Annotated in this window: 9 protein-coding genes; all 9 read right to left on the bottom strand. The window is 64.6% G+C overall.

Annotated features, from left to right (window positions below):
• Nucleotides 1-9 precede the first annotated feature (9 nt).
• The 9 genes from IVB31_RS12015 to IVB31_RS11975 all read right to left on the bottom strand — a co-directional run bounded on the left by IVB31_RS12015 (nucleotide 10) and on the right by IVB31_RS11975 (nucleotide 11,598).
• Nucleotides 10-1,329: an MFS transporter gene (locus IVB31_RS12015; RefSeq protein WP_247322204.1), complete on the bottom strand. Its 1,320-nt coding sequence runs from the start codon at nucleotides 1,327-1,329 to the stop codon at nucleotides 10-12.
• A 246-nt stretch (nucleotides 1,330-1,575) separates the two neighbouring features.
• Nucleotides 1,576-2,346 carry an IclR family transcriptional regulator gene (locus IVB31_RS12010; protein ID WP_247322201.1) on the bottom strand — a complete coding sequence of 257 codons (771 nt, stop codon included), beginning with the start codon at nucleotides 2,344-2,346 and terminating at the stop codon, nucleotides 1,576-1,578.
• A 73-nt stretch (nucleotides 2,347-2,419) separates the two neighbouring features.
• Nucleotides 2,420-3,247: a hypothetical protein gene (locus IVB31_RS12005; RefSeq protein ID WP_247322199.1), complete on the bottom strand. Its 828-nt coding sequence runs from the start codon at nucleotides 3,245-3,247 to the stop codon at nucleotides 2,420-2,422.
• An 83-nt stretch (nucleotides 3,248-3,330) separates the two neighbouring features.
• Complete coding sequence (gene fsrB, locus IVB31_RS12000) at nucleotides 3,331-4,620, bottom strand: siderophore utilization protein FsrB (RefSeq protein ID WP_247322196.1); 1,290 nt, start codon at nucleotides 4,618-4,620, stop codon at nucleotides 3,331-3,333.
• Between the two features lie 11 nt (nucleotides 4,621-4,631).
• Nucleotides 4,632-6,620: a TonB-dependent siderophore receptor gene (locus IVB31_RS11995; RefSeq protein WP_247322193.1), complete on the bottom strand. Its 1,989-nt coding sequence runs from the start codon at nucleotides 6,618-6,620 to the stop codon at nucleotides 4,632-4,634.
• A 548-nt stretch (nucleotides 6,621-7,168) separates the two neighbouring features.
• On the bottom strand, nucleotides 7,169-7,834 hold the full coding sequence (locus IVB31_RS11990) for a methionine ABC transporter permease (protein WP_247322190.1): 666 nt from the start codon (nucleotides 7,832-7,834) through the stop codon (nucleotides 7,169-7,171).
• Entirely contained in the window at nucleotides 7,824-8,975 is a 1,152-nt protein-coding gene (locus tag IVB31_RS11985) for a methionine ABC transporter ATP-binding protein (protein ID WP_247322187.1), read from the bottom strand. Before IVB31_RS11985 ends, IVB31_RS11990 begins: the two co-directional genes overlap by 11 nt.
• 230 nt (nucleotides 8,976-9,205) lie before the next feature.
• A complete protein-coding gene (locus IVB31_RS11980) occupies nucleotides 9,206-10,678 on the bottom strand; it encodes a DASS family sodium-coupled anion symporter (RefSeq protein ID WP_247322185.1) in 1,473 nt (490 codons plus the stop codon).
• Between the two features lie 161 nt (nucleotides 10,679-10,839).
• On the bottom strand, nucleotides 10,840-11,598 hold the full coding sequence (locus tag IVB31_RS11975; protein ID WP_247322182.1) for a hypothetical protein: 759 nt from the start codon (nucleotides 11,596-11,598) through the stop codon (nucleotides 10,840-10,842).
• Nucleotides 11,599-11,659: the final 61 nt, after the last annotated feature.

The raw sequence follows: 11,659 nt of genomic DNA, 5'->3' as shown, positions 1-11,659 counted from the left end.
CTCCCCTCCTCAGTGGACGGCCACGGCGTCTTGCGGCGGTGCCTCGGCGAGATCGGGAATCGACTCGATCCGTCCCAGCACCACGACGTAGAAGAAGATACCGATCAACAGCACGACGCCGGCGATCATGAAAGCGCCGGCAAACGATTGAGTCCAGTCGACCACGATGCCGGTCACGATCGGCGCGAGGACGCCCATCATGTTGTTGGTGAAATTGAGAATGCCGCCAACCGTTCCCGCGCCGCCCTTGGGAGCGATCAGCGACACGATCGAGGATCCGACGGGCGCCGCGGCGGACAGTCCCGAGATCGCGATCGACAGCCAGAGGAGCGCCCAGCCCGGCTTCACGGTGAACGCGGCGCCGATCACAGCAAGCCCCATCAGCATGCCGACGATGATCACCGACTGGCGCACCTTCGTGCTGTCGTAACCACGCGCGATCAAATGATCCACCAGGAAGCCGCCGATCAGGAGGTCCGACAACGTCGCGAAGATCCAGGGAATCGTCGAATAGCCCGCGGCCGACATGAGATTCATGTGCATGGTCTGGGCGAGATAGCCGGGGAGCCAGGTGAGGAAGAGATAGAAGGTGTAGCCGTAGGCCGAGAACCCGATGGTCAGCCCCCAGACCTTGCGGTTGCGCAGGAGGTAGCCAAGCATACGGCTTTGGCCCGCCGTCGCCGGGCCTTCCGGCGTGCCGCCGCCGGCGATGATGTAATCATGCTCGGCCTTCGAGAGCTTGGGATCCTCGCTCGGATTTCGATAGATGATGTAGTAGGCGACGAAATACAAAAGGCTCAGCAGCGCCGTGATGCCAAAACCCCAGCGCCAACCGTAGAGAAAGATGATGTAGGCGACCAGCGGCACGCCGATCACGTTGGAAAATTTTGCGGCGGAATCGAAGATCGCAGTCGAGCGCGCGCGCTCGTCGAGCGGAAACCAGTGGCCGGTCGCCTTCTGGCTTGCCGGAAACGCCGGCGCTTCCGCGACTCCAAGCAACATACGCGCGGCGACGATGCCCCAGAGCCCGCTGGCGAGCGCGGTGATGGTGGCGGCAACCGCCCAGAGGAAGCTAGAGGCGCGGCCGACCGCGGTGACGCCGAAGCGGTCGAGGACCATGCCGCCGGGGATTTGCAGCAGCGAATATGTCCAGAAGAACGCGCTGCCGAGCAGACCGATGTCGGTGGCAGTGAGGCCAAGCTCCCGGGTGAGTTCGGGCGTCGCGGCGGAGAGCCCGACACGATCGATGTAGTTGACGAGGATTCCGACGCCGAGGAGGCAGCCGATCAGCCAGCGTCGCCCGGATACCTGTTGGCTTGCATTCGCCATTTTGAATCCTCTCTGGAACGCGGCATCGCGTCTCTTGTCCCGAAGACGGGACCGGGGAGAGATCGCCACGCCTGTATTCAGGGTGTCCCTTATAACGGACCACATTATCTTATAGCGTCACGTTAGATATTCTAACGGCGTGATGTCAAGCCTGGACATTCAAGAGCGCCTCCCCTGAATGCGCGCGCGACGCCAGCGCACGAAACGATGCGGATGCATCGGCCGTAGCGCTGCCTGCCGTTGGGCTCAGTGGCGATCAGAAAGTTCGGTTGTGGCGGCGACGAGGTCGTCGAGCAGCGCGGTCCTGCGCTCTTTCAGCGAGTCCGCGGGAATGACGAAGCAAAGCGTCGCGACTGCGATGCCCTTCTTGTCGCGGACCGGGGCGGCAAGACACGACGTAAACCGATCCGACAGCGCCGTCGTCACGCATTGGCCGTCACGTCTGGCGCGAGCGACATCCTTGATGAAATCACCGACATCGAGAATGCGGCCGTCCGGAAGGCGAAAATCCTCTTTCGGAACGAACGCGCGAATTTCCGTGGGGCTCATATGGTCCAGCAACAACCTGCCGGATGCAGTCCACGGCAGCGGCACCTCGATGCCGACATCCGTGGTGATCCGGAACAGGCCGGACCCGTCGCGTGTATCGACCACCACGTATTTGCGGCCGCGCAGTGCGCAGAGTTGCGCAGTCGCGCTATGCTGGCTCGCCAGCCGGTCGAGGGCTTCGCGGCATCGGCGATGCAGGGGATTGGCCTCCGCATAGGCCTGGCCGTAGAGATGCACCGCCTTGCCGAAATAGACTTGGCCACCCTCGCCAACGCTCTCCAGCAGGTCAGCCTCGATCAGGCGGTTGGCGATGGCATAGACGGTCGAGCGCGGCGCGCCCATTTGCTTCGCGAGGTCGCTGAGCCTGGAGGGCGCGCGCAAATGCAGCAGCGCTTCCAGGAGATCGATGGTCCGGTCGATCCCGTTCTGGCGTTCCGCAGGCTCAGCCCCCTTTTTCGATGCAGCCAAACTTCACATGCCCTTTCGTCAGCTTTGCGCCCGCGGTTTTTGGCACAAACCGCACCGACAGGCTAGTGCATCCCTAGCGCAGCGGTAGCAGCTCCAGCTGGCTCTGCGCCTTCTTGACCGCCGCCGCGTACCATCCCTGGCTTGGCGCCGCTTTGGCGAAGCACGCCGTGTAGGCCGTCATGGCATTGTCCTCGCGGGTGATGTCGCCGCGCGGGTCCTTCTTGTCGATCGGCTTGGCCATCATCTGCTTCCAGACTTTCTCGCAGGCCGGGATCTCGGCCGTCTTCACGGCGTCGCTTGCGGCGAGGAAGTAGACCTTGTCGCCCTGGATCGCGACGACGTCGATCTCGTGCGGCGGTCCCTTCAGGTCGCCATTACCCCGCACGCCGAGCACCGCGATTGCGGCGTTCGCGCCTGCGGGCTTCGTGATCGGCAGCTCGGCATATTTGGCGAAGGCGGAGTCCTGGATCGCATAATAATAGAAGCGGTCCGACTTGAACGCGGCGTTGATCTCTGGCGGCATGCCGTCCTCGCCGTGCTCGCGCAGCCAGTGCTTGAGCAGCGCAATGGTGGTCACGACGGCTTGCATCTTGTCGCCTTCGGCGGCGAAGCCGAGACCGTCGAGATGGCCGAAGCCGGAGTCGCCCTTGAAGAGCGTGTCCGCGTTCGTCTTGCCGTCGGCCGGCAGTCCCTTGATCGTGACGGGGCCTACCAGGCCGCGCAGCACAGTCGTCAGCTCCTTGAGCGCCGCATCGTGCTGCTTGCTGGTCTCGTCGTTTTCCGGAGCCTTGGAGAATTTTGCGATGTAGCGATCGCGCAGGTCGAGATAGTGCTGCTCGGGCGTGGCCGCATAAGCGGGCACGGCGAAAGCGAGCAGGCAGAGCAAGGCGAGCGATCTCATGCGATTTCCGGCAAGACTGGGAGCGATCTCCAGTCTTTGTGCCGGTGCCGGGCGCGAAGGTTCATCCGCGACGAAAGAGAGCCCTACTCCGCCGGCGTGAGCTGCCGGCCGAGGCGCATTGCGGCGGTCTCGCGCACCCGGACGCGGGCGCGGCGCTTGCGCCACCAGATCACGACACCGGTGACCGAGAGCGCGGCCACCACCAGCCCCATGATCGAGATCAGGATGCGGCCGAACAATCCGACGATGCGGCCGGAATGCAGTGGGAATTGCGCCTGCACGAAGATGTCGGCGGCGGTGCCGACCCAGGGCAGCCGTTCGCCGATCGGACGGCCGTCCTCGCTGTCGTAATAGAGTTGCGCTGGGCCGACCCCGCCGGCGCCGTGGTCGTCGCCGGGATGGAAGAAAGCCGCGGCATAGACGCCATGGGCGGGGCCGTAATTGATCGAGCCGACCGGGACGGTCCACCGTCGCCCCTTGCCGTCGGCGGCCGCGCGCGCGGCGATGTCGGCAAACGTCACCCTGGGCTCGATGGGATCGTCGAGATCGCGATAGGGCCGCTGCTCATAGGGCGTCGGCGTGTAGTTCGACACCATCTTCATCAGCGGCGAGAACACCTCGAAATACAGGTTCAGCGAGAACGCCGTGAAGGCGATGACGAACAGCACGCCCCAGGTCCACAGGCTGAAGGCGCGGTGGATGTCGAAATTGATCCGGTAGGCACTGCCCGAGGTCTTGATGGTCCAGGCCGGCGCCCAGCGCGCCCAGAAGCCGCGTTCGAGCTGGCGCGCGACCTGGGGCGCCCGCGCCGCCTTGGTGCTCCGCCGCGAGGGCAGCGTCAGGTAGAAACCGACGAAGCAATCGATCGTCCAGATGATGGCGATCACGCCGAGCACACGCATGCCCCAGCGATCGCTGCCCCAGAATTCCGGGATGTGCATGGTGTAGTGCAGCTTGTAGAGGAACGAGACGAAGTTCTCCCGCGTCACAGGCCACACCGCGCCCCAGTAGCGCCGGCCGAGCTCCACTCCGGTGTTGGGATCGAGGAAGATCTGATTGTAGTCGAGCGTGTAACGCTTGCCGGTCGCGGGATCGATCCGCGGCATGACGAAGAACCACAGCGAATGGCCCTGCTCCGGAGTCATGAAGAGGTAGACGACCCGCGCACGGGGATCGCGCTGCTCGATCATCTTCGCGAGCTCGATCGAGGGAATCGCCGGGCCTTTGCTGGTGACGTCGAACAATTGGTGGTTCAGGACGTCGTCGATCTCGTGGTCCCAGGAGATGATCGCCCCGGTGATGCCGGAGAAGAACAGGAAGCCGGCCGTGAGCAGGCCGGCCCAGCGATGCAATTTGCCAAATATTGCTCTCATGGTTACCCGGCTCACCATCGATACGTCAGCTTGCCGATGGCCTTGCGTCCCTCCGCGTAGAAGCAGCCCGACAGGCTGTAGCAGGCGGCGACATAGCGTGCGTCGGCGAGGTTGGTGACGTTAAGCGACAGGCGCCAATTGTTTCTGCTGTAGGCAAGCAGCGCATCCAGCACGGTCGAGGATCCCACCTTGAACGTGTTGGCGTCATCGCCCCAGGTCGCGCCGACATAGCGGACGCCGCCGCCGAACTGCAGGCCCGCCAGCGGCCCGGTCTGAAGCGTGTAGTCGTTCCATAGCGAGGCGCGGTTGAGCGGCACGGTGACCGGCGCCTTGCCGACATTCACCGGATCCTGCGTGACCATAGCATCGACATAGGCATAGGCCGCGCGCAGGTTCCAGCCGTCGGCGAGCGACATCGTGCCTTCGAGCTCGATGCCGCGCGATTTCACCTGACCGGTCTGTTCGGCGAGATAGCTCGGCGGTGCGAAGGTGACGACGTTGTCGCGCGTCAGGTCGAAGGCGGCGAAAGTGAACAGCGCGTTCCAGCCGGCCGGCTGGTACTTGACGCCGACCTCGTACTGCACGCCGGTCTCGGGATTGAGCAATTGTCCACTCGGGCCAGTCGCGAGCACCGGCAAGAACGATTCCGAATAGCTGAAATAGGGCGCGATGCCGTTGTCGAAATTGTACATCAATGCGGCGCGGCCGGTGAAGGCCGAAACATCCTTCGAGACTGACGTGTTGAAGATCCCGCCGTCCACCTGCGTCGTCACGAAATCCTGGCGGCCGCCGAGCTGGAACGAGAGCCGGCCGAGCTTGATCTGGTCCTGCGCGTAGAGGCCGACCTGCGACTGCTTCACGCCGGTGTCGTCGCTCATGGCGCCCGTGGTCCAGTCGTAGCTGTAGACCGGGTTGAAGACGTTGATCTCGGGCGCGGACGTGGTGACGCCAAAGGCGGTGTCGCGGAAGCTGGTGTTGCGGTAGTCGATCCCGACCAGCGTGGTGTGGCTGAGGAAGCCGGTGGTGAACTTGCCCTGGAGCTGATTGTCCACGGCGAAGGAGTTGATGTACGAGTTGCTGTAGCTTCCGAAACGCGCAAGCTGCCCCGCGGCCTCGTCGGTATAGCCTCCGCCGAAAAACACCTTCTCTTCGTTGTGCTGATAGGCATAGCGCAAATTCTGACGGAACGTGATGTTGTCGGTGAAATTGTGCGAGAGCTGGTAGCCGGCGGTCGCGATCTCGGTGTTGAACGCATTGAAGCCCGGCACGCCCGCAAAGAACGAGACCGGAATGGTGCGGCCGTTGTTCGGCCACACCGTGCCCGAGGCCGGCAGGAACTGGAGGCCCCACCCTGCCCGGTCCTTCTGGTAGTTGGCCAGGAGCGTGATGGTGGTGTCCTCGTTCGGCTTGAAGGTGACGGCGGGCGCGATGAAGACGCGGTTGTCCTTGGTGAAGTCGACCTGGGTCTCGCCATCGCGGACGACGCCGGTCAGGCGCCACAGCACGGTGCCTTCCTTGTTGGCGGGACCGCCCATGTCGAATTGGCCCTGATAGCGGTTGAAGCTGCCGCCGGAGATCGAGACCTCGCCGAACTGCTGCGCGGTCGGCAGCTTGGTCACGTAGTTGAGGATGCCGCCGGTGCCGCTGCCGCCATACATCGCCGAGGACGGCCCCTTGAGAACCTCGATGCGCTCGGCGCCGTAGGGATCGAGGCCGTTGAAATGCACGTAATTGCTGGAGGGGATCCGCAAGCCGTCGACATAGAGGCCCGACATGGTCGTGTCGAAACCGCGGATCTGCAGCGCGCCGAAGCGGGTGTCCGAACCACCGTTGACGTCGCCGCTGACGCCGGCCGTGTAGCGCAGCGCCTCGCCGATCGAGACCGCGCCCTGGTTTCTCACCTGATCGGTGGTGACGACCGATACCGACTGCGGCGTTTCGATCAGCGGCGTATCCGTCTTGGTCGCGGTGCCGCTTCTTGTGGCGACAAACCCGCGCACCGGACCGTTGGCGCGTTCACCCGTGGCGCCATTGGATGATGCCGACTGGGTTGGCGCGGCCTGCTGCGCCGGAGAGCGACGATTGGCGCGAGCGGTACGTGTCGCCGCTGACCGTCGCGACGAAGCGACCGCCACAGGACGGCCGCGCTGAGCCGGCGCTTCGACGGTGACGGCTGGAATTTGCGTCTGCGCCTCCACGGCACCGAAGGGAACGACGAGAGCAAATGTGCTGGCTGCCCCGAGGAAAAGCACCTGAATCTGTCGGCGACGCGTGTCGGAACGCGAAGAAGGCTGGGAGTCGGTCACGTCTGTCGAGGCCCCACGCACTGCCGGCTTCGCCGGTATCGTTTTTGATGCCTCGCCCTAACTCAGACGATTTGGAAGTGCGATAGGAACGGCGTTAGAATTTCTCCAGACGCGTGCGCAGCGCGTGCGACGAATGCGCTCATCTGCGGCGCGCTGCTTATGCCGCTCTTCCGCGATGTCGCATCTCTAGAATTGGAATATTTCCAGACTGGAAATTTGCCGTCTGAGGCGCGGGTGGCCCGTCAGCGATGCCGCAGCCGGCGGTTGACCCGGCGCGCCAGATAGTCGCCGGCGCTCTGGACCAGCTGCACCAGCGCGATCAGCACCACGACGACGGCCAGCATCATCTCCGGCATGAAGCGCTGATAGCCGTAGCGGATACCGAGATCGCCGAGGCCCCCGCCGCCGACGGCGCCGACCATGGCGGAATAGCCGAGCAGGCTGACGACTGCGAGCGTCAGCGCCAGCAGCAAGCCCGGCAGCGCTTCGGGGATCAGCACCTTGAGCACGATCTGCATCGGCGAGGCCCCGAACGAGGACGCGGTCTCGATGAGGCCGCCATCGACCTCGCGGATCGCGGCCTCGACCAGGCGCGCGATGAACGGTGCCGAGGCGATCGTCAACGGCACGATCGCCGCCGTCGATCCGATCGAGGTGCCGGCAACGAGACGCGTGAACGGGATGATGGCGACGACCAGGATGATGAAAGGCGTGGAGCGCGTCGCGTTGACGACCATGCCAAGCACGCGATTGACGATCGGCGCCGCGAACAGCTCCCCCTTCCGGCTGGTGGCGAGAAAGACGCCAAGCGGCAGGCCGAAGGCGGTGCCGATCAGTGCCGCGAGCCCGACCATGTAGAGGCTCTCGCCGGTGGCCTGGATGATCAAATTAATGAGTTCAGGCGACATAGCCGAGACGCTCCGCGGGGAATTGATATTGTGAGAGCCAGTCCAGCGTCCGCGTCGTCGCGTCCTCGCCGCCCGACATGCCGAGAGGAATCCCAAGCGTCAGCGAGCCAACGTGCTGGCCGCCGATCTCGTCGATGCGGGCCGACAGCAGCGACACGTCGAGGCCGAGCTCGCGCGCCAACCGCGCCACCAGCGTGTCGCCGGCCCCTGCCCCGCGCACCTGGACGCGGATCACCGCCTGTCCGCCCGCAGCCGGCTCCGAAACGATCCGGCTCGCCAGCGACACCGGCAGGCTGTCGCCGATGACTTCGGCCAGGAAGGATTGCGTGATCGGATGTTTGGGATGGGTGAAGATGTCGGCGACGTGGCCGCTCTCGACGACGTGGCCGGCGTCGAGCACCACGACGTCCCTGGCGAGCTGGCGCACCACGGACATCTCGTGGGTGATCAGCACGATGGTCACCCCGAGCTCGCGGTTGATGTTGGCGAGCAGATCGAGAATCGCCCGCGTGGTCTGCGGATCGAGCGCCGAAGTCGCCTCGTCCGACAGCAGCACGCTCGGCCGCGTCGCCAGGGCCCGCGCGATGCCGACGCGCTGCTTCTGGCCGCCGGAGAGTTCCGACGGGTAGCGGTCGTGCTTGTCGGCGATGCCCACCAGCGCCAGCAGCTCGGCCACGCGCGCGCGGATGTCGGCCTTGGCCCAGCCGGCGATCTCCAGCGGCAGCGCGATGTTGGCGGCTGCCGTGCGCGACGACAGCAGGTTGAAATGCTGGAAGATCATGCCGATCGAACGCTGCGCCAGCCGCAGGTCGCGTCCCGCGAGCGCCGAGATGTCGCGGCCGTCGACGACGACGCGGCCCTTGGTCGGCCTCTCCAACCCGTTGATGAGCCGGACCAGGCTCGATTTGCCGGCGCCGGAGCGGCCGATCACGCCGGTGATCGAACCGCGCGGGATCGCGAAGTCGATGTCTTGCAGGGCATTGACGCCGGGCTTGCCGCGATAGGCCGGATAGGTCTTCGAGATGCCTTCGAAACGAACCATCGCGTCAGGCGCAGTCGCGGCGGCTGACATCGCTGCAAGCGTTTCGATCGGCCGTCCGATCGCGAGCGACGGGTGGGCATTCATCGAGGCGGCCTTCATGCACAATAGTTCCGCTTGCCTCTGGGGCATCCGGGAACGGGTCGCATCAAGCGACGGAGACTGAAACCGCGATGAGGGCTCGCGTGGAGCGCGCTGCACCGCAGCACACACCATCGCCCTTTCAGGGCTCCCTTGCAATGTCACATATTTGCGGGGAGTTGGACGAAGTTTTCCAAATCCCGCCCCGGCGAAGAAAATTCATCTGCCGGGGTATCAGCCTCCGCCCTGGCTTAGCGGACCTGCAACCACGGCAGGACGATCAGCAGGAGCCCCGCGAAATAGACCAGCCCGAACAGCAGCCCAAAGCCCCAGAACTGGCCCTTCCCGATATAGCCGCTGCCGAAATACATCGGCGCCGGCCCCGTCGCATAAGGCGAGATCACGCCCATCAGGCCGAGCGAATACATGCAGAGCATGGCGAGCGTCGTGACCGGCAGGTCGGGGATGCCGGATCCGACCGCGAGCACCACCGGCAGTACGGCGGCGGCATGCGAGGTGATGCTCGAGAAGAAATAGTGGATCCAGAAGAACAGCGCGACCAGGAGCAGCATCGCGGTCGACGGCGTGAGCCCCGCGAGCGGTTTGGCGTATTCGGTTGCGAACCATTTGATGAAGCCGATCTCGTTGAGGCCGGAGGCCAGCGTCAACAGCGAGGTGAAATAGAAGAACACCTCCCAGGCGCTCTTCTCGCTGACGATGTCGGCAAACTCGATCACGCCGGTCACCAGCATCAGCGAGATCACGATGAACACGACGGTGGTGGCGTTGACGAAGTTAGAGCCGAGCACGGGCACGCGGATGTCAGGGCTGGAGCCCGCGATCCACAGGAACATCGCAAGCAGGATCAGCGCCAGCATGATCCACTCGTTGCGCGACATCGGGCCCATCTCGCTGAGCTCCCTCCCCGCCCATTCGGAAATTTCCGGGCTGCGCTTCACCTCGGGACGGCAGACCGCGTAGCTGAGCAGTGGGACGAGCACCATCAGGAGGAGGCCGAGCGGCGCAAAGCCCATGAACCACTGCGCCCAGCTGACCTCGACACCGACCGTCTTCTTGGCGATGGCCAGCGCCGCCGCATTGGGCGCGAGCGCGGTGAAGAACAGCGAGCTCGTCACAGCGGTGGACGCGAACGCGGTCCACATCACGTAGGTGCCGATCCTGCCGGCGGTCGGCCCAGGCTCGGAGCCGTAGATGCGCGGGATGTTGCTGATGATGGGATAGACGATGCCGCCGCTGCGCGCGGTGTTGGACGGTGTCGCCGGCGCCAGCAGGAAGTCCGACATCGCCACCGCGTAGCCGAGGCCCAGCGTGTTGCTGCCGAGCTTTTGCACCAGCACGAGCGCAATGCGCCGGCCAAGCTGGCTCTTGCGATAGCCGATCGAGAACACGAAGGCGCCCACGATCAGCCAGACCGTGCTCTCGGCAAAGCCCGCCAGCATCCAGCGCAGCGATTTGCCTGGATCGGGATCGATATAGCCCCCGACGCCGGCGACCGTGAGCCCGATCAGGCCGACGGCGCCGACCGGCATCGATTCCAGGATGAGCCCGGTGATGACGGCCGCGAAGACGGCAAAATAGTGCCACTGATTGACGTTGAGCCCCGCCGGCACCGGCCACAGATAGATCACCAGCCACACCGCGATCGGCGCAACCAGCTTCCAGCGAAACCCTTTCGCCTCAGGTGCCTGCGAGCTAGCTGTCATGGGCCCTCCCCCTTCGATTGTCAGCGCATTCTGCCGGTCCGTTAGCCGGGCGCTTTTGTCCCAGCGCGGCGTATACGGACTGTCCGCGGCGCGATCAATGGCCTGACCTCGGGTTCTGGCTCCCAAGTCTTGATATTGCCGGTTCTTGATATTGCCGGTGCTCACAAATGCCCGGTGCGGCGGTGCTCCGGCTGGGCGCCACCGACCGGAAACCGGATCGTGGTGCCGATGGTGATCCAATTGGCGTTCTCGCCGGTGATGTTGCGGCCGTAGATTACGTCGACGGAAAATATCTCGTTCGGCCGGTAGCGCACACCGGTCTGGAATCGCGGCTGCACGACGCTTGCGATCTCGGACGCGCCGGCCTGCCCGTACGCCTCGATGGTCCATTGCAAGGTATCGGTGAACTTCCAGTCGAAGCCGACGCCATAGGTCAGATAGTGGCGATCCACTGTGCGATCCCAGAGCCAGCCGCCGTTGACGTTGATGCGCATGGTCTCGGACAGGCGGAAAGTCGCGGGGATGACGGCAAAGGCGGTCAGCGCCTCGCCGGTGGCCGCGTCGAATGATCCGCCGCCATAGGCCGACAATCCCCACCGCCCTATTGCGGTCGGGATGAAATTGGACTTGGCCTTCGGAGCGATCGTCGTGCTCCAGTCACCATCGCTGCGGGCGCGGATGGTCTGCAGGCTGAGCTCGACCGGCCTGAAGGGATCGACGACACAGGAGGGATTGGCGACGGCGGAGAAATCCGCGTTGGAAGCGGCCGACATCCAGCTTTCCACCTTGCAGGAGCCGACCTCGGAGATATCGGCGGCGTCGACCGCATAGGCGCCATTCGCGGCGTGCGCATCCTGCGCCGCGAGTACGCCCACAGCCGCGAGTGCGGCGGTTATTCCGGTTCTTGCAGCCCAGCCCATGCTGAGATGTTAGCAGAGTCTTCGCCTCGACAACGCCCGGATTCTGGGACTATCTTCGCCC

Source organism: Bradyrhizobium sp. 21, assembly GCF_023073335.1.
In the GTDB taxonomy this organism is placed as follows: Bacteria; Pseudomonadota; Alphaproteobacteria; order Rhizobiales; family Xanthobacteraceae; genus Bradyrhizobium.
This window is presented reverse-complemented; position numbering and strand designations above follow the sequence as displayed.

Excerpts from the sequence above, each read along its gene's own strand:
- IVB31_RS12015 (WP_247322204.1), bottom strand. The coding sequence starts at position 1,329 with ATGGCGAATGCAAGCCAACAGGTATCCGGGCGACGCTGGCTGATCGGC.
- IVB31_RS12005 (WP_247322199.1), bottom strand. The coding sequence starts at position 3,247 with ATGAGATCGCTCGCCTTGCTCTGCCTGCTCGCTTTCGCCGTGCCCGCT.
- fsrB (WP_247322196.1), bottom strand. The coding sequence starts at position 4,620 with ATGAGAGCAATATTTGGCAAATTGCATCGCTGGGCCGGCCTGCTCACG.
- IVB31_RS11990 (WP_247322190.1), bottom strand. The coding sequence starts at position 7,834 with ATGTCGCCTGAACTCATTAATTTGATCATCCAGGCCACCGGCGAGAGC.
- IVB31_RS11985 (WP_247322187.1), bottom strand. The coding sequence starts at position 8,975 with ATGAAGGCCGCCTCGATGAATGCCCACCCGTCGCTCGCGATCGGACGG.
- IVB31_RS11980 (WP_247322185.1), bottom strand. The coding sequence starts at position 10,678 with ATGACAGCTAGCTCGCAGGCACCTGAGGCGAAAGGGTTTCGCTGGAAG.
- IVB31_RS11975 (WP_247322182.1), bottom strand. The coding sequence starts at position 11,598 with ATGGGCTGGGCTGCAAGAACCGGAATAACCGCCGCACTCGCGGCTGTG.